This window comes from Streptomyces sediminimaris, assembly GCF_047049295.1.
In the GTDB taxonomy this organism is placed as follows: domain Bacteria; phylum Actinomycetota; class Actinomycetes; order Streptomycetales; family Streptomycetaceae; genus Streptomyces; species Streptomyces sediminimaris.
Genome location: NZ_JBJWOT010000001.1, coordinates 989,692 through 1,014,617, shown reverse-complemented (window position 1 = coordinate 1,014,617; position 24,926 = coordinate 989,692). Strand labels below are relative to the sequence as shown.

The window sequence follows — 24,926 nt, the reverse complement described above, 5'->3', positions numbered from 1 at the left end:
GCCTCTCGTACAATGACCCCGTGAGTACTGCCGCCGCCACCAGCAACCGTGACCTGCCGCACCCCGCGAGCGGGGACATCCGGCTGGAATCCGTGCTGCACGCGCTCTCCGACCCCATGCGGCTGCGGATCGTGCGTGAGCTCGCCGCCGACAGCGATGAGCTCACGTGTTCGCAGTTCGCCCTGCCGGTGACCAAGTCCACGAGCACGCACCACTTCCGGGTGCTGCGCGAGGCGGGGGTGATCCGGCAGTGCTACCGGGGCACGGCCAAGATGAACGGCCTGCGCCGGGACGACCTGGACGAGCTCTTCCCGGGGCTCCTCGACGCCCTGCTCGCCGCGGCCGCCCGGCAGGCGGCCCGGCTCGGCGGCTGAACCGCCCTCGCCGGGGAGGCGGTCGAAGAGCGGGTGCGGCGCGATCGCCGTCAGGCGGCCCGCGCTGAAACCGTACGGTGCGGTGATGGCCCGTGCGCGGACGGTGCTGCGGCGCGTCGATGTCCGGGCCCCTGCGGGTGTGTCCTGCCCCTGGCCGCCTGGCCGCCGTGCTACGGCGCCTGCGGTACCCCCGCCGTCCGCGCCGCCGCCAGCAGCGACTCCCAGTCCGCCAGCTTCACGACGCCGCCGCGGCCCAGCGAGGCCCCGAGGGCCGCCTCGGCCCGCTCGATCGCCCGCCATCCCGGCCACTCGACCGGATCGACGCCCTCCGCACGCAGCGCGGCGACCGGATCCCCGGGCACGGGAGCGGACGCGAGCACCGGGACGTCGTCGAGCAGCGACAGCACCGTCTCCTTGGCGCACGGGCGGTTGGTGCCGATCACGCCCGTCGGGCCGCGCTTGATCCAGCCGGCCACGTACTCGCCCGGCGCGACGACGCCCGCGCGCAGGACCCGCCCCGCGAGATGCGGCACGGTGCCGCTCGACGCGTCGAACGGCAGCCCGTCCAGCGGCACTCCGCGGTAGCCCACCGAACGCAGCACCAAGTGCGCCTCGACGTCCTCGAATCGTCCCGTGCCCCGCACGCCGCCCCGCCCGTCGGGCTCCGTCCGCTCGAAGCGGACCGCCCTCACCGGTCCTGCCGTGCTCGCGGCTCCGCCCGGGCCGGAGTCGCCCCCGTCCGCGAGGAGTTCGACGGGCCGCAGGAAGAAGCGCAGCCGGATCCGGCGCGAGGCGTCCTCGCGGGGCGCCCGGGCCCAGCCGCGCAGCACCTCCACGTTGCGGCGCTGGACGGCCGGCAGGGCGGAGGGGTCCGTGTACCCCGGGTCCAGCGCCAACTCCGCGGGATCCACCAGGACTCCGGCGTCCGGGAGGCCGCCCAGCTCACGCAGCTCCTTGGTGGTGAAGCGGGCCTGGGACGGTCCGCGCCGGCCCACCATGCAGATGTCGCGCACCCGGCTCGCGGCCAGCGCGCGGAATGCCGCCTGCGGCATGTCGGTGGGGCCGAGTTCCGCCGGGCCCCGGGCCAGCATCCGCGTGACGTCCACCGCGACGTTCCCCACGCCGATCACCACGGCCGACCGGGCGTCGCGCACGAAACCCTCGTCGGCGGCGTCCGGATGAGCGCTGTACCAGGACACGAACTGCGTCGCCGACCAACTGCCCGGCAGATCCTCGCCGGGGATGCCGAGACGGCGGTCGGCGGCCGCGCCCACGCAGTACACCACGGCGTGGTACAGCTTCCGCAACCGCTCCGCGGGCAGCCCGCCGGGGCCGATCGGCACGGCACCGAGGAAGCGCACCCGCTCGTGCTCCAGGACCGTACGCAGGTTGTTCTGCAGTGACTTGATCTTCTCGTGGTCGGGTGCGACGCCGTAGCGCACCAGGCCGTAGGGGCACGGCAGGCGGTCGATGACGTCGACGAGCACGTCGGGATGGAGCTGGACGAGATTCTGGGCGGTGTAGACCCCGCTCGGCCCCGAACCGACGACGGCGACACGCAGCACTGCGGAACTCCTTACGAGAGGAGATCGCTGACGGCTCCAGCATCGCACCGCCGCTGCTGCGCTGACAGGGTGCAGGCGCACCGTGGGCGTGCGTGTCCACTCCGGGCGGTGTGTGAGCGGGTGGTTACGTAGCGCGTGTGATGGAAGCATCCTTTCTTGATCTTTCTGATCGTTGTCCGACGGACGGCACGGTGTCCGTGTGGCCCGCCTGGCAAGTGCGGGAGGGTGAGCGCACCACCTCGTGGTTCACCGTCCGGCTGGGCTTCGGCGACGGCGCCCGCATCGACGTGCTCGCCGTGGTCGGCGGCGGATCCGTCTCGCTTGAGGAGGTCCGGGCCCAGCCGCCCCTGTCCCTGGACGACCTCGCGGAGCTCGCCGACTGGATCGAGGAACCGCTCTTCCGGGCGTGCGCCCCCGCACCCGGTCCGGCCGCGGCGCACCGCACGTCCGCGGGAGCCCGGCGCTCGCGGCCCACCTGGCCCCGCGGGATCGAGGGCCGGCGCCGCGTCGCCCAGGAGTACCGGACGGCACAGCAGCGGGGCGCGGACCCCGTTCTCGCGGTGATGTGCGCGACGGGGCACAGCCGGCGCAAGTCGCTCCGGCTGATCTCGCAGGCGCGCGACTCGGGGTTCCTGACGCCCCGTCACGCGCGTCGCCGGCCTGCCTCGTAGCGGCGGGCGGCTACAACCGGCCCCGCTGTCCGGAGGCGTCGGGCGGCTCCGGCGCGTCGGGCCGCGCGTCCGGCTCCTCGCCGGTCGCGTCCTCGCCGGTCGTGTCCTCGCCGGTCGCGAAGAACCGCGACAGGTCCGAATCCCCGGCCGCGGCCGCCGCGGCGCCGCCGCCGGGCGGCAGGCCCATCTCCCAGTCGAGCCGGTAGCGCTTGAACAGCTCGGCCCGCAGCGTCGTGATCGGCATCGGGACGTTCGGCAGCACCATCGCGTAGACGGCGCCCATCAGCAGGGACCGCATCATCGGATAGTCCACGTCGACGTCCCGCGACCCGTGCCGGGTGACCACGTCCCGCAGCAGCTCGGCCAGGCGCTGCTGCTCCGGGCACTGCACGAAGCCCTCCGCCTGCAGCAGCCCGGCCATGTGCTGGCGCATCAGCACGGGCCGGTCCCGGCCCAGGCCCAGGATCGCGTCGATGGCCCGCGCCATCCGCTCCCGGCCGTCCGCGCTGCGCGGCTCCCGTTCCACCGCCTCCTCCAGCGTGCGGTGCATCAGCCGGTGCACCGCGGACTGCACGAGCTGGCGTTTGCCGGGGAAGTAGTACGACACCAGACCGCGCGCCGAGCCGGCCCTGTCGGCGATGTCGGCGAGCGTCGTCGCCTCGTAGCCACGCTCGCCGACCAGTTCGACGGCCGCCTGCAGAAGCCGTTCCCGGGATCGCCGCCGCAACTCTTCATTGACCGAGGCGCTGCGCGGGGACATGCTGGACTCCTGCGTTGACTGGCTGCCAGCCAACTATACTCGGCAGGGTCCCGATCCGGGCCCCGTAGGGGCTGGTCAGGGCTGCCGTCCGTCTGGGGCGACGCGGGGGATCGTCTCAGGCGGACGGTCACATCGCCCAGAAGGTGTCCTCAGGCTACTTCCCGCATCGCGGCCGGACTCGGCGCTCCCGTCGCACGACGGCCCGCCCGTCCCTACAGTGGGCACGAATGCCGAGCGGAGGAGGCCCGCGGAGATGGAACAGGACCAGCGGATCCTGGCCAGGATCACGGAGATGGTCGAGAACGAGCGCGAACTCCGTGCGTCCCTCTCGGCCGGCGAGATCGACGGCACGACGGAGCGGCAGCGGCTCGGCGAACTGGAGCGCGAGCTCGACCAGTGCTGGGATCTGCTGCGGCAGCGACGTGCGAAGGCCGAGTACGGAGAGAACCCGGACCAGGCCGCGGTGCGCCCGTCGTCGCAGGTGGAGGGGTATCTGGAGTGAGCCGGGCCCGGTGACGGCCGGGCGGGCCGGGCCGGTCCGCTCAGCCCACCAGGTCCAGCACGGGCCGCAGCGCGTCCGGCCGCTCGTTCGCCGGCAGGTGGTCCACCATGTGCACCCGGCACCCCAGGGCCGCGGCGCCGCCGTCCGCCCGCCGGTTGTCCCCGACCATCAGGACGTCGCGCGGATCGGCCCCGAGCGCCTCGCAGGCCGTCGCGAACAGCCGGGGGTCGGGCTTCTGGACGCCGTGTTCGCAGGACAGGACGTAGGTGTCCACGAACCGGTCGAGGCCGTGCTCGCGGAAGACGGGGCGCAGGTCCCAGCCGATGTTGCTGACCACGCCGACGCGGATGCCGCGCTCGCTCAGCCCGTCCAGGACCTCGGCGGCGTCGGGGTAGGGCGCCCACGCCTCCGGCCGCATGTGCCGGTCGTACAGGGCGTCGTGCAGGGCGGGGTCGGGCAGCGGCACCTGGCGGGAGAGCCCGGTGTAGGCGGTCCGGTGCAGCTCGGCGCTCCGGTCCCGGATCGGCCACACCTCGGCGAGGTTCCCGGGCACCTGCGCCGGGGGCGCGCCACCGGGCAGCGCCCCCGACACGTGAAGCGCCTCGGCCGCCTGGCCGAACTCCGGTTCCGCGAGCGCGATCCCGGCCTCGTCGAGCACCGCGCGCAGCCATGACTCGGTGGACTCGACGCGGAAGAGGGTGCCGGAGAAGTCGAAGAGGACGGCCGTCATCATGGTGGGGATCTTACGGGGTGGGGTTCCGGCGTCCGGAAGGACCGCGGGTGCGGGGCGACCCGGGCCGGGCCCGCTCACGGCCGCCGTCGCCGGTGGACCAGCACGGCCAGCGCCGCGGTCGCCGCGCCCAGGAGCCAGCCGCCCACCACGTCGGAGGGCCAGTGCACGCCCAGCCACACGCGTGTGAGGCCCACGCCGACGACGGAGACGAGCGCGAGCGTCAGCGCCGTGCGCCACAGGGCCCGTCCGGCGCCGTAGCGGTGCAGGAGCCAGAGCAGCAGGCCGCAGACGAGCGTGGCGGTCATCGCGTGGCCCGAGGGGAAGGCCGCGTAGTGGGCCGAGTCGACGGGGTCGCGCCAGACCGGGCGCGGGCGGTCGACCGCGGCCTTGAGGCCCTGCTGCAGCAGCAGGCCCGCGGCGACGGCGGCCGCCAGCCACAGCGCCGTCCACCAGGCCGAGCGCCGCCACGCCAGCCACACCACGGCGACCGCGCTCAGCAGGCGCATCGTCAAGGGGTCCCAGACCCAGTCCGTCAGGATGCGGCACAGGCGGGTGAGGCCCGGTTCGTCGAGGGCCCAGTGGTGCGTGGTGCGGGAGATGTCGCCGTCGACGCCGATCAGCGGAGGCCAGCGGACCGCGACCAGGGCGAGCAGCAGCGCGGAGCACAGGGCGAGGACGGCTGCGGCACGGGCGGCGGTGCGGGGGGCCGGTGAACGGGCGGGGGAGCCGACGGGCGGGTGGTGCATACGGTGATCCTCGCCGACCGGCGGGGTGCGAAACCAGCACCCCGGCGAAGCGAGCCCATCCCCGTGTGCGCGGCCCCGCTACGGGCTCATCCCCGTGCCCGCAGCACGGGCCTCCCCTTGCCCGCAGTCCCGGTAAGGGGGCGGTTCCAGGCCCGCAGTCCCGGTAGGGGGCTATCCCAGGGCCCGCAGCCCCGGTGCGAACGCCACCAGCACCGGCAGCACGGGCAGCAGTGCCGCGGCCGCCGTCAGCCCCAGCCGCCGGGCCGCCGGCAGCCGGTCGGGGGCGCCGAGCAGCCGGTGCACCCGCTGCGGAACATGTGCCTGGGCGGCCGGCGAGGGGCCGAACACGCCCCGGTCCTCGTTGAGCTCGACCAGTGCCAGCGCGGTCGTCAGCCGGCCGTGACGGCGGGAGGCCGTGTCGTCGGCGGCGAGCTCGACCAGGCGGTGCATCTCGGCGCGGAACGCTTCGAAGACCGGCACCTGCGGGAATCCGCCCGCCAGTGCGTCCGAGCAGTGCAGCAGCCAGTCGTGCCGGGCCCGCGCGTGACCCTGCTCGTGGGCGAGGACGGCGTCCAGCTGCCGGCCCTTCAGACGGCGCAGCGCGGCGGTGGTGACGACGAGTTCCGGCGCCGCACCGGGCAGCCACCAGGCGTCGGGCCGCTCACCCTCCAGGACGACCAGCCGGCCGTTCGCCGGTTCCTCACCCGGCAGCAGCGGGGCGCTGAGCCGCAGTTCGGCCCGGCGCCGCCGACGGCGGGCGCGCGCTCCCACGACCTCCCTGACCAGCATGGCCCCGCTCCACAGGCCCGCGGACGCGAGCGTCACCGCGGTCGCCGCGGCCCAGGGGCCGCCGGCGCCGAGCGCGTAGGCGTCCACCACTCCGTGCGGCGCCCCGGCGAAGACATGGCCGCGCACCGCCTGCCAGGCGGCCGCCGCGCTGAGGGTCATCGACAGCGCACAGGACACCAGGACGGCCGCCACCACGCACTGCCACGCCCACAGCGCGACCACCGGTTCGCGGTCCTGCCAGTCCGACCGGGCGAGCAGCCGGGGAGCCACGACGGCGGTGAGCGCGCCGAGCAGCAGCAGTGCCGCGGGGACCATCATGGCGCTCACCCTAGAAGCGGACGCGGGCCCGGGGTGCGCTCCGCCGCGCAAAGTGACGCAGGCAACGGTCGCGTGACCCCTCGCACAGCCGGACGCGATTAGTTTACAAGTAAAACACCTGCTAATGTCATGTCCCGTGACCCCAGCGACCACCACCACGCCCGCCCCGCGCACCCGGCGCCTCCCCCTCGCCGGCGTCCTGCGCCTCGGCAGGCCCGCGGACATCTGGTTCAAGCCCGCGCTGAGCGTGGTCGCCTCGGTCGCCCCGCCCAACCTGCTCCTGACGGCGCTCGGCCGGCTCGACCTGGCGCTGTACACCATGGCGGGGTCGCTGTGCGCGCTCTACGCCCACAACCGTCCCTACGCCGCCCGGGCCCGGGTCCTGGCCTGGGTGGTGCTCGGCATGGTCGGCGGTCTCGCCGCCGCGCTGGTCGCCGCCTCCCTCACCTCCAGCGCGGTCGTGCTCGTCACGGTCGGCGCCCTGCTGGCCGCGCTGCAGAAGGCGCTGTGCGACGCGACCCGCATCGGCCCGCCGGGCAACGTGGTCCTGACGTTCATCGCCACCGCCTCCCTCTTCGCGCCGCAGACGCTCGGCCAGGTGCCCGGCCACCTCGCGCTGGCCGGCGCGGCGGGCGCCTGGTCCTGGCTGGTCGGGATGGCCCCCGGGCTGCTGCGCCCGCACGGCCCCGAGCGCCGGGCCGCCGCCGGCGCCCTGAGGGACGCGGCCGCCCACGCCGACACGCGCGGCACCGCGGACGGTCACGCCCGCACCCGGGCCGCCGCGGCGGCCGCCGTCCAGGCCGCCTGGCAGTCGCTGTCGGCCGCCGGTGGTGCCCACGCCCGGCGCGGTCTCGAACGCCTCGTCGTCCGCGCCGAGGTCGCCCTCGCCGCGCCCGCGGACACCGATCCCCAGCAACTGCGCGCGTGGGCAGATGAGTTGACCGGCAGCGGTCCCGTCCCGGAGGTCCACGACCCGGCGGCGGCCGGTGAGCCGCCCGGTGTGCGGGCCGAACGGGCCGCCCCGCCCCGGCCGTTGCGGACGCGCCTCGGCCCGCTCGCCCCGATCGCCGTCCGCACCGCCCTGGGCTGCGCCCTGGCCGGGTACACCTCCCTCGCCCTCGGCGTCGGCCGCCCCTACTGGGCCGTCGTCACCGCGGCCTCCCTCTACCAGGCCAACCTCGCCCTCACCTGGACCCGCGGCGTCCAGCGCATCGTCGGCAACCTCCTCGGCGTCCTCCTCTTCGCCGCCGTCGTCCCCCTCGCCCACCTGGGGCCGGCGGCACTCGTGCTGTGCTGCCTGGCCTTCAACTTCGGCGCCGAGGCGCTGATCGGCCGCAACTACTGGCTCGGCACCGTCTGCGTGACCCCGATGGCCCTGCTCGTCACCGAGTTCACCGGATTCCAGGAGCCCGGGACGCTGATCACCGAGCGGGTGGTGGACACCGTGGTGGGCGCCCTGGTGGGCTTCGTCGCCGCGATGGCGGTCACCAACCGGCGCTCCGGCGACCGTGTCGAGCACGCGCTGAGAGCGGCCGAGCGCGCCCGCGAGCACACCGCCCGCCTGCTGGCCGAAACCGCCCCCGCGCCCGTCGCCGTGGAGGCGGCCCGCCGCGCGCTCGCCGCCGCCCTGGCCGAGCTGCGCGCCACCGTCGACGCCGCCTCCGGCGAGTGGTGGCAGCGCGCCCTGCCTCAGGAGCGGGTCGTGCGCGCCGAGCAGGCCGGGCACCGTACCCTCGCGGCTACGGTGCGGCGCCAGGGGCTGCACCCGAGCGGCGAAGCGGAGGGCGTACGGCCATGACGGCACCGGACGGACGGCAGGCGGGGGCGAGCCGAGGCGACGACACCGTCTCCGCGGTCGTACGGCAGTGGCGGGCCGTCCACCCCGAGCTCGACACCGGCCCCATGGAGATCATCGGCCGCATCAACCGCTGCGCCGCCCTCCTGCAGCAGGCCGAGGACGCCCCGCTGCGCCGCGCCGGCCTCAGCCGTCCCGAGTTCGACCTGCTGGGCGCGCTGCGCCGCACCGGCCACGAACTGACGCCGGGCGAGCTGGCCCGCGAGACCTTCTCCTCGGGCGCCGCCGTCACCAAGCGGCTCAAGCAGCTGACCGAGCGCGCCCTGGTCGAGCGGCGCGGCGACACCCGCGACCGCCGCGTGGCCCACGTCCGCCTCACCGACGCCGGCCGCGACCTGGTCGACGGCATCCTCCCCGAGCAGCTGTCCTACGAGACCGCCGTACTGGCCGTGCTGGACCCGCGGGGACAGGGCGAACTGGCCGGGCTCCTCGGCGAGCTGCTGGGCCGGCTGGAGGGACATCTCGGCGCACTCCGCGCCTGACCGACCGGCCGGCCGCCGCCCTCGCAGGTGTCCGACCGAGGCGACGGGCCCGTCGGCGTGATCGGCATCCGCTGCCTGCGTGCCTGCGTGCCTGCGTGCCTGCGTGCCTGCGTGCCTGCGTGCCTGCGTGCGACCCGCCGGTTCGGCCTCCCGGCCTCGACGGCCTGACCCGGGACGCGTACGGACAGGCTCGGCGCGCGCCCCGGTGTCCGGCCGGATTCCGGCCGCCCGCCCCGGCGTGACAGGGACACCCACGCCGGACAAGGGGAGGGGATACGCGCTCGCTCACACCGGCGTGCCGGGCGTAGGCTCGCCGCGTACCGCACCGCGTGGCGGCCTCGAGCCCACCCCGTTCCGCCCGGAGGTTCCCGCATGCCCGCGTTCACGGTGCGCCCTTTCCGCCGCGACGACCGCGACCAGCTCACCGACCTGGTCAACGCGCACGTCGCCGCCGTCGTGCCCGGCGTCTCCGTCTCGGTCAACACCGTTCTCGGCGACCTGGAGCGGCAGCCCGACGAGGCCCTCACCGACCCCTGGGTCGGCGAGCGCGTCACGCTCGTCGCCGAGCAGCGCCGCGCCGTCGTGGCCGCCGCCCACCTGCTGCGCTACCGCGACGGCCAGGAGGTCGGCGACACCTACCGGGACGCCGGGGAGATCGACTGGTTCGTCCACTGGCCGCCGGCCTCCTTCAGGCCGGACCCGGAGACGGCCGCGGACGGGCTGATGGCCGCGTGCCTGGCCCAGTTCGCGCGCTGGGACGTCCGGGTCCGCCGTGCCGACGGCGCTCTCCCGGCGCCCGGCGTCTACGGCCTGCCCCGCAACTGGCCCCACATCCGCGCCCTCTACGAACGCTCCGGCTTCCGGCACGTCGGCGACACGGAGGCGGTCCTGATCGCGCGGGTCGCCGACCTGCCGCGGCCCGAACACCTCGCGGGCCTGACGTTCACGCGCACGGTGGGGGAGTGCGGCACCCGTCTCACGGCGCACGACGGCACGGGCGCCGCCCTCGGCTTCATCGAGGTCGACACCGCCCTGGCGCGCCCCGAGCGGCATGTCCGCGCGACCGGTCTCGCCGACATCGGCAACCTGCACGTCGCCCCCGCCTCGTACGGAGCGGGTCTGGAGGGGCACCTCCTCGCCGAGGCCGCCGAGTGGCTCCGCCTGTGCGGCGTCGACCGCCTTCTCGCCTACGAGTCCGCCGGCGACGAGCGGGCGATCGGCCTGCTGCTGGCCGGCGGCTTCCGGGAGCTGACCCGCACCGACCGCCGCTGGGAGCATCAGACGCCGGGCCGGTAGCGGATCGGATGGTCCTCCGGCACCTCCACGAGCACGATCCGCGTCCCGTCCGGGTCCGCGATCCACATCTCGACCAGCCCCCAGGGCTCCCGCACGGGCTCCCGCACGATCTCGACGCCCCTGGCCAGGAGCTCCTCGTGCGCCGCGCCGGCGTCCGCGACCTGCAGCCACAGCCGCACGGCCGGGGAGGGTCCGGCCGCCGACCGTCCGGAGACCTCCAGGAAGCCACCGCCCAGGAAGTACACGGTTCCGCGTTCGGGTCCGGTACCGAACTCGCGGTACACGGCGAGGCCGAGCTGCTCGCCGTAGAACCGGCGCGAGCGCTCGGGGTCGGTGGGCTGGAGAAGGGTCCGGCTGCTCAGCACATGCACCATGCGTCCGGAGCCTAGCCGCGGCGTTACCCTCTACGGTGCCCGCGCCGCGCCGGAGAACGTGCCGGAGAACGCGCCAGAGATCGGAGAGCCGCCCCATGGACACCGCCGCCACCGGACTGACCTTCCGCGACGCCGCCGACGCCGACGTGGACGTCCTGGTCGCGCTGATCGAGTCGGCGTACCGCGGCGACGCGAGCCGGGCCGGCTGGACCACCGAGGCGGACATCCTGCAGGGGCAGCGCACCGACGCGGAGGGCGTGCTGGCCGTCATCAAGTCGCCCGACAGCCGGCTGCTGACCGTGGAGCGGGACGGCGTCGTGATCGCCTGCTGCCAGCTCGAACACCGCGGCGAGTACGCCTACTTCGGGATGTTCGCCGTCAGCCCCCGGCAGCAGGGGACGGGCCTCGGCAAGGTGATCATCGCGGAGGCGGAGCGGGCGGCGCGCGAGGCGTGGGGCGTGCGCGAGATGCACATGACCGTGATCTCCGTGCGCGAGGACCTCATCGCCTGGTACGAGCGCCGCGGCTACCGCCGTACGGGAAGGATGACGCCGTTCCCGTACGGCGACGAGCGCTTCGGCATTCCGCAGCGCCCCGATCTGCAGTTCGAGCTGCTGGTCAAGGAACTGGTGTGACGCCCTGGCGGCCGGTCACGCGGTGAAGCGGCCGGTGCGCTTGATCTCCGGGAAGTCGGTGGTCGCGCCGTCCAGCTGCAACGCCCGTACGAGACGGAGATGGTCCTGGGTGTTCACCACCCAGCCGATGACCCGCAGATCCGCCGCGCGGGCCATGTCGACGATCTCCAGCGTGAGGCGGCGGATGTTGAGACAGAGGGCCGAGGCGCCGGCCTCGCCGGCGCGTTCCACGATGTCGGTGCCGTATCTGCTGCCGATCAGCGCGGTGCGCACGCCGGGCACCAGCCGGGCGATCTCGGCGATCGCCTCGTCGTGGAAGGAGGAGACCTCCACCCGGGAGACCAGGTCCCGCGCGAGCATGACCTCGGCGAGCGCCCTGGCCGCCTGCACGTCCTTGATCTCGGCCTGGAGCGGAGAGTCCACCGCCTCCAGGACCTCCTCGAAGACCGGTACGTGCTCCCCGCGGCCCGCGTCCAGGGAGCGCAGCTCGGCGAGGGTCTTCTCGGCGATGGGGCCGGTGCCGTCGGTCGTGCGGTCGACGTCGGAGTCGTGCATGACGACGAGAGCGCCGTCCTTGCTCAGGTGCAGATCGAGTTCGATCACGTCGAGCCCTGCGTGCTGGGCGGCGACGAAGGAACGGAGGGTGTTCTCGGGTTCGACACCCATGACCCCGCGGTGACCGATGGTAAGGAAGTTCAAGGTTCAACTCGCTTCCGTCGACGGCGGCTCGGCCTGCGCGCGGACCGGAGCGGACGGCCACACGGGCAGAGCCGCAGCCTAACGGCCCGGTCTCGCGATGAACCCGCTCCTACACGGGCGGATCGGCGTGGCGCGCGGGGCGGATCCGGCCCGTGCGGCCGGGCGCGGTCACCCCGGCGTGGGCGAGTCCCGCGGGTGTTGACCCCAGGGACGTGCCCACGGGACACCGCGTATACCCGGAATCGCGGCCTTCACCGCATCCGGCAGCAAAAACTTCGGTGACCATGCGATAGCACAGGATAATCTCCCGAGGGGCCCCTTGCTGGAAGGAAGCTCGTATGTATACGGTCGCGTTACGCGAGCTTCTCCGGTGGAGGATGGGACATGACGGAAATTCTTGTGCAGGCGGCCTCGGAGGAGCAGGTTCCTCCCGCGACCAGGGTGGTCGAGCACCCGGCGTGGCCGGTGCTCAAGGATGCCGTGGAGCGGATCCGGCCATGGCAGTCCAAGGACGGGTCGATCGGCTTCGGGGCCGAGGGCGCCCCCGCGCGCGCCGACGCCGAGGCCGCCGTGCGGCGTGTCGTCGAGGCGGTGCGGGAGCTCTCCCCGCTGCTTCCGCACGACCGCGACTACCACGAGGCCCTGGCCAAGGACCTGGACCGGTGGGCGGAGGGCGGCTTCGAGGTGCCCGACTTCCTCGACTCCCTGCTGGCCTTCCAGCCGGCGGCGCACCGCGCGGACGGCCTGCAGCACCTGGTCGTCTTCCCGATGTACACGCAGAACGGCAACCCCGACCGCAACCTGGAGGCGGTCGTGCTGCGCATGGTGTGGCCCGACTGGCTGGCCGAGCTGGAGCGCACCCGCTACGACAACCCGCTGTTCTGCGGCATCACGTTCGAGGACTTCACGGCCGGCTACGACACCAACTCCGCCGTCCTCTTCCCCGAGACCATCGCCGTGCGCGAGGCGCCGGAACGATTCTCCTGGGGCGGCATCTTCTGCGACCGCGAGGCCGCCCGCTTCCGCCGGGTCACCGGGGCCGCCGTCGACATCCTGGGCGTCGAGCTGCCCGAGGACGTCGCCGCGATGGTCCACGACCAGACGCGCTGCGAGGAGGCGTTCGTACTGTGGGACATGGTCCACGACCGCACCCACAGCCACGGCGACCTGCCCTTCGACCCCTTCATGATCAAGCAGCGGCAGCCGTTCTGGATGTACGGCCTCGAGGAGCTGCGCTGCGACCTCACCGCCTTCCGGGAGGCCGTGAAGCTGGAGGCCGACGGTGTGCCGCAGGCGCGTGACGTGCAGTACGCGGTGCTCTTCGACCGTATGTTCCGCTTCCCGGTCACCGGCGAGCGGGTGCGCAACTACGACGGCCTCGGCGGTCAGCTGCTCTTCGCCTACCTGCACAGGCACGACGTCGTCCGCTGGACCGACAACAAGCTGTTCATCGACTGGCAGCGCGCCCCGCAGGTCACCAACCAGCTGTGCGCCGAGATCGAGACGCTCTACCGCGACGGCATCGACCGGCCGAAGCTGGTGCACTGGTTCGCCGGGTACGAGCTGGTCTCCGCCTACCTCGCGCCGCACCCCGGCTCCCGCTGGGCCAAGGGCCCCGACGCCCTGGACCTGACGTTGCCGCCGCGAAAACTCGTCGACGACGTGCTTCCTGACGAGTTTCCGCTGAGCATGTTCTATGAAGCCCTCTCCAAGAAGCTGAAGAACGTGATCGCCTCCACCAGGGGCATCACCGCGGAGAGTGCCGAGCGGGTCGCCGCGTGAGCGACCGCACCACCGAGAACCTGGCTCAGGAGGCGAAGACCATGGCGGGGAACGGAGCTCTCAGCGGTGCGGTGATCGCGGTCGCCGGCGGAGGCGGACCCGCCGGACGCGCGGCACTGCTCAGGCTGGCGGAGGCGGGGGCGACCGTGGTCGCCGCCGACAACGATCCCGAGCGGCTCGCGGAGGCCGTGGACGCGGCCCGGTACGCCTCGGGCGGTGCCACCGTCACCGGCGAGCCCGTCGATCTGCTGGACCTGGACGCCACCAAGGAGTGGGCCCAGAACATCGAGAAGGAGTTCGGGCACGTCGACGGGCTGGTCCACCTCGTCGGCGGCTGGCGCGGCAGCGAGACCTTCATCAAGACCAGCCTCGACGACTGGGACTTCCTCGAGCTGCTGCTCATCCGCACGGTGCAGAACACCTCGCTGGCCTTCTCCGAGGCACTGCAGCGCAGCGACCGCGGCCGCTACGTCCTGATCAGCGCGGCCGGCGCGAGCAGGCCGACCGCGGGCAACGCCGCGTACGCCGCCGCCAAGGCCGCCGCCGAGGCGTGGACGCTGGCCCTGGCCGACTTCTTCCGCAAGGCGGGAGGCGCCGAGGGGCCGACATCCGCGGCTGCGATCCTGGTGGTGAAGGCGTTGGTGCACGAGGCCATGCGGGCCGAGCGCCCCAACGCGAAGTTCGCGGGCTTCACGGACGTCGAGGACCTGGCCGAGGCCATCGTCGGCGTCTGGAGCAAGCCCGCCGCCGATGTGAACGGAAGGCGTCTGTGGCTGACCGAGAAGCCGTGAACCCCCCGAAGACCGACGCGCGTCGCCACCACGACCCGGAGGTCCGCGGTTTCGCCAGTGACAACTACGCCGGGGCTCACCCGGAGGTGCTCGCCGCGCTGGCCCTGGCCAACGGCGGGCACCAGGTCGCGTACGGCGAGGACGACTACACCGAGAACCTCCAGAACGTCGTCCGCAGCCACTTCGGCGCCACGGCGGAGGCGTTCCCGGTCTTCAACGGCACCGGCGCGAACGTCGTCGCGCTGCAGGCCGTCACCGACCGCTGGGGCGCGGTGATCTGTGCCGAGAGCGCGCACATCAACGTCGACGAGGGCGGGGCGCCCGAGCGCATGGGCGGCCTGAAGCTGCTCACCGTGCCCACCCCCGACGGCAAGCTCACGCCCGAGCTGATCGACCGGCAGGCGTACGGCTTCGACGACGAGCACCGTGCGATGCCGCAGGCCGTCTCGATCACCCAGAGCACGGAGCTCGGCACGCTCTACACGCCGGAGGAGATCCGGGCGATCTGCGAGCACGCCCACGCGCACGGCATGAAGGTGCACCTGGACGGCTCCCGGATCGCCAACGCGGCCGCGTCGCTCGACGTCCCGATGCGGACGTTCACCAACGCGGCCGGCGTCGACATCCTCTCCCTGGGAGGGACGAAGAACGGCGCGATCTTCGGCGAGGCGGTCGTCGTCATCAACCAGGACGCCGTCAGCCACATGAAGCACCTGCGCAAGCTGTCGATGCAGCTCGCCTCCAAGATGCGTTTCGTGTCGGTGCAGTTGGAGGCGCTGCTCGCCAAGGACCTGTGGCTGCGCAACGCCCGCCACGCCAACGAGATGGCGCAGCGGCTGGCCGAGGGCGTGCGGGCCGTGCACGGGGTGGAGATCCTCTACCCGGTGCAGGCCAACGGTGTCTTCGCCAAGCTCCCGCACGAGGTCAGCGAGCGGCTGCAGAAGCGGTTCCGGTTCTACTTCTGGGACGAGACGGCCGGCGTCGTGCGCTGGATGTGCGCCTTCGACACGACCGAGGACGATGTGGACGCGTTCGTGGCGGCGGTCAAGGAGGAGATGGCCCGGCCGTAGGCATCGATGCATAGTTATGCGATCATTCGAAAAGTCATTGCCCGTCGAGTGATCGCATTCCTATGCTCTGCGGGCATGGAGCTGATCCAGAACAACCCCGACCTGTCCGCATATCTGGCCGCCGACGAGGTCATCGACCATCACCACCCGCTGGTGCGGCAGACAGCCGCCGAGCTGGCCGGTAAGGCAGCGGATTCGTATGCCTATGCGCGCCTTGCCTTCGAGTTCGTGCGCGACACGATCCCGCACTCGCAGGATTCGGGGGATCCGCGGGTCACCTGGCGCGCCTCCGACGTCCTGGAGCGGCGCACGGGCATCTGCCACGCCAAGGCGCACGCGCTGACGGCGCTGCTGCGGGCCGAGGACATCCCGACCGCGCTCTGCTACCAGAAGTTCGACGTGCTGCACGGCCTGGTCGCCGTGCGCTTCGACGGCGCCTGGCACCGGCAGGACCCCCGGGGCAACAAGCCGGGCGTGGACGCCCGCTTCTCCCTGGACGGCGAGCGGCTGGCCCGGACGCCCGACCCGCGCTGCGGCGAGCTGGACCATCCGGTCCTCCACGCCGCACCGCACCCTGCCGTCCTGAGCGCTCTGCGTGCGGCGCGGGACCTCGAGCACCTCTGGCGAACGCTCCCCACCGGCTTCTGAGGCCGCCCGGCGTGACGATTCAGCCCCCGGCCGCCTTCAGCTGCTCCGGCGTCGGTGCCGTGCCGCCGAGGTGGGCCGGCATCCACCAGGTGTCGCCGGGGCCCTTGGGGCGTACGGGATAGGCGCGCTGCGCGGCCTCCAGCAGTTCCTGGACGCGCTCGCGCAGCCGCCGGGTGATGGCGCCCGCGTACTGGTCCTGCGGCGCCTGCATCGGCTCGCCGACCCGGATGGTGATGGGGGTGTGACTGCGTTTGAAGTTGCGCGGGTGGCCCTTGGTCCACAGTCGCTGCGTGCCCCACAGGGCCATCGGGACGAGCGGGACGCCCGCCTCCTGCGCCATGCGCGCGGCACCCGACTTGAAGCTCTTCAGGGTGAAGGACTGCGAGATGGTGGCCTCGGGGAAGACGCCGACGATCTCGCCCGACCGCAGCGAGTCCAGCGCGTGGTTGTACGCCTGCTCACCCTGCTTGCGGTCCACCGGGATGTGCTTCATGCCGCGCATCAGCGGGCCGGAGATCCGGTGCCGGAAGACGGACTCCTTGGCCATGAAACGCACCAGGCGCTTCTGCGGCAGCGCCGCGAGCCCGTCGAAGATGAAGTCCAGGTAGCTGATGTGGTTGCTCACCAGTACGGCGCCGCCCGAGCGCGGGATGTTCTCCGACCCCTTGCAGTCGATCTTGAGGTCCCAGATCTTGAACATGGTCTTGGCGAGGCCGATGACGGGACGGTAGACAAGCTCAGCCATGGGCGGGTCGGGCCCTTCTCTCTGCCTGGGCAGGGTTCTCCCGGCGCGGAAGTTACGCAGCCGTAGGTTTACGGCATTGCGCAGATCGTGCCCCAAGTAACGAGCGGGTGGCCAGTCCTGGTGCCGCGGAGTGGCGAGATCCTCATCACGTGGTGAGGCGGCGCACCACCAGGCGTATCTCGCGCCCCAGGGGTATCCGGAAGGCGGCGCGGGGGAACGGGGCGGCCGGCGCGGCAGGTCCGCCGCCGGTCCCGGCCGGATCACTTCGCCGCGTGCTTGTGCGGCGGCCGGCCGGTCTGGTGGTGTGGGGAAGGGCGCACGCGGCCGCGTGCGCGAACGGAGTGCCGCGTCGGCGGCGAAGCGGAGGGCGAGCGTGGGCGGGCGCGAGGACGGCAGGCGGCTCGGGGCGGCCGAGCTGGGCGGCGAGCTCGGCGGGCGCGCCACGCTCGTGCAGTTCTCCAGCGCCTTCTGCGCCCCCTGCCGGGCCACCCGGCACGTCCTCGGCGAGGTGGCGGACATGGTGCCGGGCGTGACCCACGTCGAGATCGACGCGGAGGACCACCTGGACCTCGTACGCGAACTCGAGATCCTCACAACACCGACCGTGCTCGTCCTCGACGCCGACGGCCGGGTCGTCCGGCGCGCCACCGGCCGGCCGCGCAAGGCCGACGTGATCGCCGCACTCGGAGAGGCGGTCCGGGGGGCCGCCGGAGCGGGGTGAGGCATCTCCCAGATGCCGGGACGTACTTGACTGTGCGCGCCACGTATCGTCAATCTGACTGTATGTCTACGGAACTCCTTCTCCACGGGCGGGCCCACGTCGATCCGGCGCGTACCGCGAGCGCGTGCTGTCCGGGCTGTTGAGCAGCCACGGACCAGCTCGCCCCACTCCTCAGAAGGACAACTCCATGACGGCCCCCTCCGACCTCGCCACCCGTACCCCCCAGCTCGCCTCCCCCGACCTGCTGCGCTCCGTCTTCCGCCGGCACGCCGCGGGCGTCGCCGTGATCACGGCGCGCGGCGACGCCGGGCCCGCCGGGTTCACCGCCACGTCCCTCACCTCGGTCTCCGCCGAGCCCCCGCTGCTCTCCTTCGGCGTCAGCACCGGCGCCTCGAGCTGGCCGGCGATCTCCTCGGCCGAGCACATCGGCGTGCACATACTCGGTGAGCACCAGCAGGAGCTGGCCGCCACCTTTGCCCGCAGCGGCGCCGACCGCTTCGGCGCGCCCACGAGCTGGCGCGAGGGCCCCGAGGGGGTGCCCGTCCTCGACGACGTCCCCGCCTGGCTGGTGTGCCGGGTGGTCGGACGCGTGCCCGCGGCGGACCAGCGCATCGTGGTGGCCGAGGTGGTGCTCGGCGATCCCTCCGGTCCCGGCCGTCCGCTCCTCTACCACCAGGGCGGCTATCACGGCCTGCGTGACTGACCGGGTGCCCGCTCCCGCTGCGAAGCGGTCGAGTTCCGATTACGCTGCGTTGCAAAGGTCACAGTTCAAAGCGCTTGCTTAGCGGGAACGTACTGGGTGTACTGACGAGTAATATTTCGCTCGGAGCGCGGGTCGCCCCGATCGGGATCGGCCGCTTGAGGCGCCTATGCTGCCTGAACATAGGCAGCACCGAAATGACGATTGCAGTAGGAGAGCCGGCGTGAGCTTGAGGATCGTTGTCACTGTGAAGTACGTGCCCGACGCCACTGGCGACCGGCACTTCGCCGATGACCTGACCGTCGACCGGGACGACGTGGACGGTCTGCTCTCCGAACTCGACGAGTACGCCGTCGAGCAGGCGCTGCAGATCTCCGAGAACTCCGACGACGACGTGGAGATCACCGTCCTGACCATCGGCCCCGAGGACGCCAAGGACGCGCTGCGCAAGGCGCTGTCGATGGGTGCGGACAAGGCCGTCCACGTCGAGGACGACGACCTGCACGGCACGGACGCGATCGGCACCTCGCTGGTGCTGGCCAAGGCGATCGAGAAGGCCGGCTACGACCTGGTGGTCTCCGGCATGGCCTCCACCGACGGCACGATGGGTGTCGTGCCCGCGCTGGTCGCCGAGCGGCTGGGCGTGCCGCAGGTGACGCTGCTGTCCGAGGTCTCGGTCGAGGACGGCACCGTCAGGGGCCGCCGGGACGGCGACTCCGCCACCGAGCAGCTCGAGGCCTCCCTCCCGGCGGTGGTGTCGGTCACCGACCAGTCGGGCGAGGCGCGTTACCCGTCCTTCAAGGGCATCATGGCGGCGAAGAAGAAGCCGGTGGAGTCCTGGGACCTCTCCGACCTGGAGATCGACGCCGAGGAGATCGGTCTCGAGGGCGCCTGGACCAAGGTCGAGGCCGCGAACGAGCGTCCGGCCCGGACCGCGGGCACGATCGTCAAGGACGAGGGCGAGGGCGGCAAGCAGCTCGCCGAGTTCCTCGCGAGCCAGAAGTTCATCTGAGCCGCGCGGCTCAACTCGCTCACCGCCGCTTACGACTTCGCACATCCGCAAGGAGTTCTCTTCCCATGGCTGAAGTTCTCGTCTACGTCGACCACGTGGACGGTGCCGTCCGCAAGCCCACCCTGGAGCTGCTGACCCTGGCCCGCCGCGTCGGCGAGCCGGTCGCCGTCGCCCTCGGCAACGGCGCGGGCGACACCGCCGCCACCCTCGCCGAGCACGGCGCGGTCAAGGTCCTCACCCACGAGGCGTCCGAGTACGCCGACTACCTGGTCGTGCCGAAGGTCGACGCGCTGCAGGCCGCCGTCGAGGCCGTGTCCCCGGCCGCCGTCCTCGTCCCTTCCTCCGCGGAGGGCAAGGAGATCGCCGCCCGCCTCGCGCTGCGCATCGGCTCGGGCATCATCACCGACGCCGTCGACCTGGAGGCCGGCGACGAGGGCCCGGTGGCCACGCAGTCGGTGTTCGCCGCCTCCTTCACCACCAAGTCCCGCGTCTCCAGGGGCACCCCGGTCATCACGGTCAAGCCCAACAGCGCGGCCGTCGAGGCCGCCCCGGCCGCGGGCGCGGTCGAGGCGCTGTCGGTGTCCTTCTCGGAGAAGGCGACCGGCACCAAGGTCACCGGCCGCACCCCGCGCGAGTCGACGGGCCGTCCGGAGCTGACCGAGGCCGCGATCGTGGTCTCCGGTGGCCGCGGTGTCAACGGCGCGGAGAACTTCGCGATCATCGAGGCGCTCGCCGACTCCCTCGGCGCCGCTGTCGGTGCCTCGCGTGCCGCGGTGGACGCCGGCTGGTACCCGCACACCAACCAGGTCGGCCAGACCGGCAAGTCGGTCTCCCCGCAGCTGTACATCGCCTCCGGCATCTCCGGCGCGATCCAGCACCGGGCCGGCATGCAGACCTCCAAGACCATCGTGGCCATCAACAAGGACGCCGAGGCCCCGATCTTCGAGCTGGTCGACTACGGCGTGGTCGGCGACCTCTTCGACGTCGTCCCCGCCCTGACCGAGGAGGTCAAGGCCCGCAAGGGCTGACCGCCGCACGGCCGTCCGGGGCCCCCGCGACCGCACGAACGGCCGCGGGGGCCCCGGCTCGTCCGGGAGCGCTCACGCCAGGCTCAGGGAGACCTGTACGGGCAGGTGGTCGCTGGGGAACCGGCCGTGCTCGGAGAAGGTGTCGATCGACGCGCGGTGCGTGGTCACCCACGGCGTGGTCAGGATCCAGTCGATGCGCTCGCCGTCCGGTGTGAGCCCCTTGTAGCCGTGGAACGTCCCGTACAGGGGCCCGCGCCGCCCGGCCGCGTCCCAGGTGTCGACCAGACCCGAGTTCACCAGGGTGTCGTGGACCGGGTTCCAGTGCGCGGGCACGTTGAAGTCGCCGGTCACCACCGCCGGCAGCGAGCGGTCGAGCTGCCCGATCCGCTCGGTCAGCAGCTGGGCGCTGCGCTCGCGCGCGTACTGGGCGGCGTGGTCGAAGTGCGTGTTGAGGACGTAGAACTCCCGTCCGCCGTCGGCGAGGTCGCGGAAGCGGACCCAGGTGACGATGCGCGGGAAGGCGGCGCCCCAGGTGTTGGAGCCGATGACCTCCGGGGTGTCGGAGAGCCAGAAGGTGTAGTGCTCGACCGGGGCCAGGCGCCGGGTGTCGTGGAAGACGGCCGTGGCCTCGTCGCGGCTGCCGCCCTCGCGGCCGGTGCCGATCCACGCGTAGTGCGGGCCGAGGTCGGACGCGATGTCACGCAGCTGCTGGTACAGGCCCTCCTGCGTGCCGATGACGTGGGGGTGCGCCCGGCGCAGCAACGCGCGCATCACGGGTCTGCGCTCGCGCCAGCTGTTCGGCTCGGCGGTGCCGGCGAAGCGCAGGTTGAAGGTCATGACCTCCAGACGGGGTGCCCGGCCCGAGGCCGGCGCCGACGAGGCGGACGAGGCGGAGACCGCGGCGCCGGAGAGCGGCACGGCGACCGCCGCGGCCAGCGCCGCCTGCAGACCCAGACGGCGGGTGACTCGGTGGTGGTTCGGCACGGAGACTCCTTGGTGGCGGCCGGACGAGTCCTGCGTGGGGCGAGTCGTGCGTCGGGAAGTGTCCTACCCGGTGGTGAGATGGGCGTGAACATGCCGGGATCACGGGGTCGCTCCCCGTGGACAGGGTGTTGACCTTCCCGAAGGAGCCCGGATAACTTCATTCTACGGATTGTTGATTCCGTAGTGCGGAAAATCGGAGGGTGTGGGATGGGCCAGGGCCGGCAGGAGAAGGTCACGAGGAGCCTCGCGGGCGCCGTCAGCGAGGAGATCAGCGCCTCCCTCGCCCCGGTCGACGCCGAGCTGGAGCGCCGCTACCCGGGCGACCCGGGCACCCGTCAGCCCGTCCACACCGTGTACGTACCCGGTGACGTCTTCGCCGCCGACACCGTCCGCTCCTGGGGCGGGAAGGCCCTCGCCGCCCTCGACGAACACGCCCCCGACGCCGCCGCCTTCGCGGCCGTCCTCGGACTGTCCGACGAACTCGCCGAGCCCGTCCACGCGCGCGTGCGGGCCAAGCTGGAGCGCGAGCCCGTCGAGGACCTGCGGGTCGACTTCGAGGACGGCTACGGCCCCCGGCCCGACGCCGAGGAGGACGAGTCGGCCGCCCGCGCGGCCCGGCTGATCGCCGAGGCGTACGGGAGGGGGACCGCGGCCCCGTACATGGGCATCCGCATGAAGTGCATGGAGGCCGCCGTGCGCGACCGCGGCATCCGCACCCTGGACATCTTCCTCAGCGGTCTGATGGAGGCCGGCGGACTGCCCGGCGGACTGGTGCTGACCCTGCCGAAGGTCACCTACCCCGAGCAGGTCACCGCCATGGTGCGGCTGCTGGAGGAGTTCGAGAAGGCGCGCGGGCTCGAGCCCGGCCGGATCGGCTTCGAGATCCAGATCGAGACCAGCCAGGCCATCCTCGCCGCCGACGGCACCGCCACCGTCGCCCGCATGATCCAGGCCGCGGAGGGGCGCGCCACCGGACTGCACTACGGCACCTTCGACTACAGCGCCTGCCTCGGCGTCTCGGCCGCCCACCAGGCCGGCGACCACCCGGCCGCCGACCACGCCAAGGCCGTGATGCAGGTCGCCGCGGCCGGGACGGGGGTGCGGGTGTCGGACGGTTCGACCAACGTGCTGCCGGTGGGCCCGACCGAGAAGGTGCACGAGGCCTGGCGCCTGCACTACGGCCTCACCCGCCGCGCCCTCGCCCGCGCCTACTACCAGGGCTGGGACATGCACCCCGGCCACCTGCCCACCCGCTACGCGGCCGTCTTCGCCTTCTACCGCGAGGGGTTCGAGCAGGCCGCGGCCCGGCTCGCCCGGTACGCCGGCCGCAGCGGCGGCGACGTCATGGACGAGCCCGCCACCGCCAAGGCGCTCAGCGGCTACCTGCTGCGCGGCCTGGACTGCGGCGCCCTCGACCTCGCGGAGGTCACCCGCCCCACCGGGCTGAGCCGGGCGGATCTGGAACGCTTCGCCTCGCCCCGGCGCGGGGACCTGACGGCGTCCGCCACGTAGCGGGGCCGTGCCAGCCGTCCCGACGGCCGGCGCCGCCACCCCGTCCCGGGGCGCCCGGCACACGCAGAGGAGTGTGCCGGGGCGCGCGTCCACGTCGGCGACGTCTACCGCAGGGGCGGCGGCACCGGCGGGCCCGTGCCGGGGCCGCCGGTGGGCCGACCGCGCACGAACCGCTCCAGACCGGACGTCGTGACCAGCTTCTCCTCGGCCAGCACCCGGGTGCCCAGCTCGCACAACCGGGCATCGGCGCTCGCCCGTGCGCAGAACTCCCCGGGCGTCACGCCGAACAGCTGCCGCAGCCGCGGCACGGACGTGAGCAGTTCGGTGAGCAGCTCCCGCTGACCGGGATGCCCGCGCGGGACGTCCGAGCCGTCGTGCAGCACCCCGCGCCGGTTGACATAGGTGTACGCGCCGGGCAGCTCCGTGCCGTCCGGCAGCTCGATCCGCACCACCGGCGCCGGCAGCCAGGCCCGCCGGTAGTTGCCGTACGGCAGCGGCACGCCCTCGCTCGCGTCGATCACCGCGAGCTGTTCGGCGTCGAACCAGGTCACGAACAGCTCCCGTACGGCGCCGGGCGCCTCGACCGGTGAGGCGGAGATGTAGCCGAGGCGGCTGACATGGGCGGAGACGCCCACCGCGAGGCCGGTGACCCGGGTGCGCACCATCGGGACGGGCGAGCCGATCCCGCTCCGGCGCATCTTGTGGCGCAGCTGTCCCGGGCAGGCGTTGGAGCCCACGGCGAGCACCGGGACGCGGTCCTCGTACACCAGGCGGTCCAGGGGCAGCAGCAGGTCGCCGTCGAGCAGCCCGGACTCGGCGGGCCAGGCGCCCGGGTAGCGCAGCGGGTCCGTGGCCGGGGCCTCTCCCAGGCCGAGCGCCTCCAGGGTGCGTTCCGTGGGGCCGTCCACGGGCAGCTCAGTCCGCGGGCGGCAGCTCACCCGAACCGCGGGTGATCAGCCGGGTCGGCAGCTCGATGCGTTCCGGCTGCAGCTGGGAGCCGTCGAGCTGGCGGAAGAGGCGGTCGGCGGCGGTGCGGCCCAGGGCCGCCGCGTCCTGGGCGACGACGGTGACACCCGGCTGCAGCAGGTCGGCGAGTTCGATGTCGTCGAAGCCGACCAGGGCGACCGGGCGCTGCTGCTCGGCCAGGACGCGGACCACGGTGACCGTCACACGGTTGTTGCCCGCGAAGATGGCGGTGACGGCGGCGGGGCCGGAGAGCATCTCCTCCGTCGCCCGGCGCACCCGCTGGGGATCGGTGACACCGAGGGACATCCAGGAGTCCTCCACCGTGATGCCCGCGTCCTCCATGGCCGCCCGGTAGCCGCGCAGCCGCTCGGCGGCCGTGTGGATGCGGGGCATGTCGCCGACGAAGCCGATGCGGCGGTGACCGTGGGCGATGAGGTGGGCCACGCCGTCGCGGGCGCCGCCGTAGTTGTCCGACAGGACCACGTCGGCGTCGATCCTCCCGGCCGGGCGGTCCACGAACACCGTGGCGACGCCCGCCCTGATCTCGGGCTCCAGATAGCGGTGGTCGTCGCCGGCCGGGATGATCACCAGCCCGTCCACCCGCCGGGCGCACAGCGCCAGGGCCAGCTCCTGCTCGCGGTCCGGGTCCTCCGCGCTGGAGCCGTTGATCAGCAGGGCGCCGTGCGCGCGGGCCACCTCCTCGACCGCGCGGCTGAGGGGGCCGTAGAACGGGTCGGCGAGATCCTCCAGGACCAGGCCGATGCTGGCGGTGCGGCCCTTGCGCAGCACACGCGCACTGTCGTTGCGCCGGAAGCCCAGCGCGTCGATGGCCTCCTGGACGCGGCGCTCGGTCTCCGGCGTGACACCGGGCTCGCCGTTGACCACGCGGGAGACGGTCTTGAGGCCGACTCCGGCGCGCGCCGCCACGTCCTTCATGGTCGGACGGTTGCCGTAACGCGTTCCTGGAAGGGGGTTTGTCCGGCGTGCGGTCTCGGGCACGATGCGCTGTCCTGTCCTGTCTCGTCCACGGGGATGCGTCGACCATGAGTTTGTATGAGGATGTGGCGTCGAGCATAGGGCCTGGACAACGTTGTCATATGCACGAGAGACTGTCCACCGCAATCTCCGGCCCCCGCCCCCACTGCGGGACCGGCTCAGTCTTCTCCAC

General features: G+C 73.1%; 26 protein-coding genes and 1 pseudogene. 16 read left to right on the top strand and 11 right to left on the bottom strand.

Features of this window, described 5'->3' with window-relative positions:
• Positions 1-20: 20 nt before the first annotated feature.
• A complete protein-coding gene (locus ACJ9NR_RS04715; RefSeq protein ID WP_412489607.1) occupies positions 21-374 on the top strand; it encodes an ArsR/SmtB family transcription factor in 354 nt (117 codons plus the stop codon).
• Positions 375-544: 170 nt separating this feature from the next.
• Here the strand turns inward: ACJ9NR_RS04715 and ACJ9NR_RS04710 are convergent, their stop codons facing one another.
• Positions 545-1,939: an FAD-dependent oxidoreductase gene (locus ACJ9NR_RS04710; RefSeq protein WP_412489608.1), complete on the bottom strand. Its 1,395-nt coding sequence runs from the start codon at positions 1,937-1,939 to the stop codon at positions 545-547.
• A 191-nt stretch (positions 1,940-2,130) separates the two neighbouring features.
• Between ACJ9NR_RS04710 and ACJ9NR_RS04705 the strand changes: the two genes are divergently transcribed.
• Positions 2,131-2,610: a DUF6214 family protein gene (locus tag ACJ9NR_RS04705; protein WP_412489609.1), complete on the top strand. Its 480-nt coding sequence runs from the start codon at positions 2,131-2,133 to the stop codon at positions 2,608-2,610.
• Positions 2,611-2,620: 10 nt separating this feature from the next.
• Here ACJ9NR_RS04705 and ACJ9NR_RS04700 read toward each other — a convergent pair whose 3' ends face one another.
• Positions 2,621-3,370, bottom strand: a complete 750-nt coding sequence (locus ACJ9NR_RS04700; protein WP_412489610.1) for a TetR/AcrR family transcriptional regulator — start codon at positions 3,368-3,370, stop codon at positions 2,621-2,623.
• 253 nt (positions 3,371-3,623) lie between these two features.
• Here ACJ9NR_RS04700 and ACJ9NR_RS04695 point away from each other — a divergent pair, with 253 nt between their 5' ends.
• On the top strand, positions 3,624-3,872 hold the full coding sequence (locus tag ACJ9NR_RS04695; RefSeq protein ID WP_412489611.1) for a DUF2630 family protein: 249 nt from the start codon (positions 3,624-3,626) through the stop codon (positions 3,870-3,872).
• 40 nt (positions 3,873-3,912) lie between these two features.
• Here the strand turns inward: ACJ9NR_RS04695 and ACJ9NR_RS04690 are convergent, their stop codons facing one another.
• The 3 genes from ACJ9NR_RS04690 to ACJ9NR_RS04680 form a co-directional block, all read right to left on the bottom strand.
• Positions 3,913-4,602 carry an HAD family hydrolase gene (locus ACJ9NR_RS04690; protein ID WP_412490513.1) on the bottom strand — a complete coding sequence of 230 codons (690 nt, stop codon included), beginning with the start codon at positions 4,600-4,602 and terminating at the stop codon, positions 3,913-3,915.
• Between the two features lie 77 nt (positions 4,603-4,679).
• Positions 4,680-5,351, bottom strand: a complete 672-nt coding sequence (locus ACJ9NR_RS04685) for a phosphatase PAP2 family protein (RefSeq protein ID WP_412489612.1) — start codon at positions 5,349-5,351, stop codon at positions 4,680-4,682.
• 171 nt (positions 5,352-5,522) lie between these two features.
• Complete coding sequence (locus ACJ9NR_RS04680; RefSeq protein ID WP_412489613.1) at positions 5,523-6,458, bottom strand: M56 family metallopeptidase; 936 nt, start codon at positions 6,456-6,458, stop codon at positions 5,523-5,525.
• A 124-nt stretch (positions 6,459-6,582) separates the two neighbouring features.
• On the opposite strand from ACJ9NR_RS04680, the gene ACJ9NR_RS04675 reads away from it, so the two are divergent.
• The 3 genes from ACJ9NR_RS04675 to ACJ9NR_RS04665 all read left to right on the top strand — a co-directional run bounded on the left by ACJ9NR_RS04675 (position 6,583) and on the right by ACJ9NR_RS04665 (position 10,091).
• Positions 6,583-8,256 (top strand): FUSC family protein, encoded by a 1,674-nt coding sequence (locus tag ACJ9NR_RS04675; RefSeq protein WP_412489614.1) that lies wholly within the window; start codon positions 6,583-6,585, stop codon positions 8,254-8,256.
• Entirely contained in the window at positions 8,253-8,795 is a 543-nt protein-coding gene (locus ACJ9NR_RS04670) for a MarR family winged helix-turn-helix transcriptional regulator (protein ID WP_412489615.1), read from the top strand. The genes ACJ9NR_RS04675 and ACJ9NR_RS04670 overlap by 4 nt, the downstream gene beginning before the upstream one ends.
• A 372-nt stretch (positions 8,796-9,167) precedes the next feature.
• The gene (locus ACJ9NR_RS04665; RefSeq protein WP_412489616.1) at positions 9,168-10,091 is read left to right on the top strand and encodes an N-acetyltransferase; all 924 of its coding nucleotides are present in this window, start codon (positions 9,168-9,170) and stop codon (positions 10,089-10,091) included.
• On the opposite strand, the gene ACJ9NR_RS04660 is transcribed toward ACJ9NR_RS04665, so the two are convergent.
• The gene (locus ACJ9NR_RS04660) at positions 10,073-10,465 is read right to left on the bottom strand and encodes a VOC family protein (RefSeq protein WP_412489617.1); all 393 of its coding nucleotides are present in this window, start codon (positions 10,463-10,465) and stop codon (positions 10,073-10,075) included. The two genes, ACJ9NR_RS04665 and ACJ9NR_RS04660, sit on opposite strands and share 19 nt — an antisense overlap.
• Before the next feature lie 95 nt (positions 10,466-10,560).
• Here ACJ9NR_RS04660 and ACJ9NR_RS04655 point away from each other — a divergent pair, with 95 nt between their 5' ends.
• Positions 10,561-11,100 carry a GNAT family N-acetyltransferase gene (locus ACJ9NR_RS04655; protein WP_412489618.1) on the top strand — a complete coding sequence of 180 codons (540 nt, stop codon included), beginning with the start codon at positions 10,561-10,563 and terminating at the stop codon, positions 11,098-11,100.
• A 15-nt stretch (positions 11,101-11,115) separates the two neighbouring features.
• Here the strand turns inward: ACJ9NR_RS04655 and ACJ9NR_RS04650 are convergent, their stop codons facing one another.
• Positions 11,116-11,799, bottom strand: a complete 684-nt coding sequence (locus ACJ9NR_RS04650) for a glycerophosphodiester phosphodiesterase (RefSeq protein ID WP_412489619.1) — start codon at positions 11,797-11,799, stop codon at positions 11,116-11,118.
• A gap of 384 nt (positions 11,800-12,183) precedes the next feature.
• Here ACJ9NR_RS04650 and ACJ9NR_RS04645 point away from each other — a divergent pair, with 384 nt between their 5' ends.
• The 4 genes from ACJ9NR_RS04645 (at position 12,184) to ACJ9NR_RS04630 (ending at position 16,090) form a co-directional block, all read left to right on the top strand.
• Positions 12,184-13,581, top strand: a complete 1,398-nt coding sequence (locus ACJ9NR_RS04645) for a DUF6421 family protein (RefSeq protein WP_412489620.1) — start codon at positions 12,184-12,186, stop codon at positions 13,579-13,581.
• A 41-nt stretch (positions 13,582-13,622) separates the two neighbouring features.
• Positions 13,623-14,372 carry an SDR family NAD(P)-dependent oxidoreductase gene (locus tag ACJ9NR_RS04640; RefSeq protein ID WP_412490514.1) on the top strand — a complete coding sequence of 250 codons (750 nt, stop codon included), beginning with the start codon at positions 13,623-13,625 and terminating at the stop codon, positions 14,370-14,372.
• On the top strand, positions 14,369-15,442 hold the full coding sequence (locus ACJ9NR_RS04635) for a threonine aldolase family protein (RefSeq protein WP_412489621.1): 1,074 nt from the start codon (positions 14,369-14,371) through the stop codon (positions 15,440-15,442). Before ACJ9NR_RS04640 ends, ACJ9NR_RS04635 begins: the two co-directional genes overlap by 4 nt.
• A 75-nt stretch (positions 15,443-15,517) precedes the next feature.
• Positions 15,518-16,090, top strand: coding sequence for a transglutaminase-like domain-containing protein (locus ACJ9NR_RS04630; protein ID WP_412489622.1), 573 nt, complete (start codon positions 15,518-15,520; stop codon positions 16,088-16,090).
• A 19-nt stretch (positions 16,091-16,109) separates the two neighbouring features.
• Here the strand turns inward: ACJ9NR_RS04630 and ACJ9NR_RS04625 are convergent, their stop codons facing one another.
• Positions 16,110-16,835 (bottom strand): lysophospholipid acyltransferase family protein, encoded by a 726-nt coding sequence (locus tag ACJ9NR_RS04625; protein ID WP_412489623.1) that lies wholly within the window; start codon positions 16,833-16,835, stop codon positions 16,110-16,112.
• Between the two features lie 278 nt (positions 16,836-17,113).
• Between ACJ9NR_RS04625 and ACJ9NR_RS04620 the strand changes: the two are divergent.
• The 4 genes and pseudogenes from ACJ9NR_RS04620 (at position 17,114) to ACJ9NR_RS04605 (ending at position 20,296) form a co-directional block, all read left to right on the top strand.
• A pseudogene (locus ACJ9NR_RS04620) lies at positions 17,114-17,556 on the top strand (TlpA family protein disulfide reductase).
• Between the two features lie 187 nt (positions 17,557-17,743).
• Positions 17,744-18,259, top strand: coding sequence for a flavin reductase family protein (locus ACJ9NR_RS04615; protein WP_412489624.1), 516 nt, complete (start codon positions 17,744-17,746; stop codon positions 18,257-18,259).
• Positions 18,260-18,479: 220 nt separating this feature from the next.
• Positions 18,480-19,268, top strand: a complete 789-nt coding sequence (locus ACJ9NR_RS04610) for an electron transfer flavoprotein subunit beta/FixA family protein (protein WP_412489625.1) — start codon at positions 18,480-18,482, stop codon at positions 19,266-19,268.
• A 65-nt stretch (positions 19,269-19,333) separates the two neighbouring features.
• A complete protein-coding gene (locus ACJ9NR_RS04605; protein ID WP_412489626.1) occupies positions 19,334-20,296 on the top strand; it encodes an electron transfer flavoprotein subunit alpha/FixB family protein in 963 nt (320 codons plus the stop codon).
• 72 nt (positions 20,297-20,368) lie between these two features.
• On the opposite strand, the gene ACJ9NR_RS04600 is transcribed toward ACJ9NR_RS04605, so the two are convergent.
• Positions 20,369-21,280 carry an endonuclease/exonuclease/phosphatase family protein gene (locus ACJ9NR_RS04600; RefSeq protein ID WP_412489627.1) on the bottom strand — a complete coding sequence of 304 codons (912 nt, stop codon included), beginning with the start codon at positions 21,278-21,280 and terminating at the stop codon, positions 20,369-20,371.
• Between the two features lie 207 nt (positions 21,281-21,487).
• Here ACJ9NR_RS04600 and ACJ9NR_RS04595 point away from each other — a divergent pair, with 207 nt between their 5' ends.
• Positions 21,488-22,792, top strand: a complete 1,305-nt coding sequence (locus tag ACJ9NR_RS04595; protein WP_412489628.1) for a DUF6986 family protein — start codon at positions 21,488-21,490, stop codon at positions 22,790-22,792.
• 104 nt (positions 22,793-22,896) lie between these two features.
• On the opposite strand, the gene ACJ9NR_RS04590 is transcribed toward ACJ9NR_RS04595, so the two are convergent.
• Positions 22,897-23,700 (bottom strand): hypothetical protein, encoded by an 804-nt coding sequence (locus ACJ9NR_RS04590; protein ID WP_412489629.1) that lies wholly within the window; start codon positions 23,698-23,700, stop codon positions 22,897-22,899.
• A 7-nt stretch (positions 23,701-23,707) separates the two neighbouring features.
• Complete coding sequence (locus ACJ9NR_RS04585) at positions 23,708-24,757, bottom strand: LacI family DNA-binding transcriptional regulator (protein WP_412489630.1); 1,050 nt, start codon at positions 24,755-24,757, stop codon at positions 23,708-23,710.
• Positions 24,758-24,926: the final 169 nt, after the last annotated feature.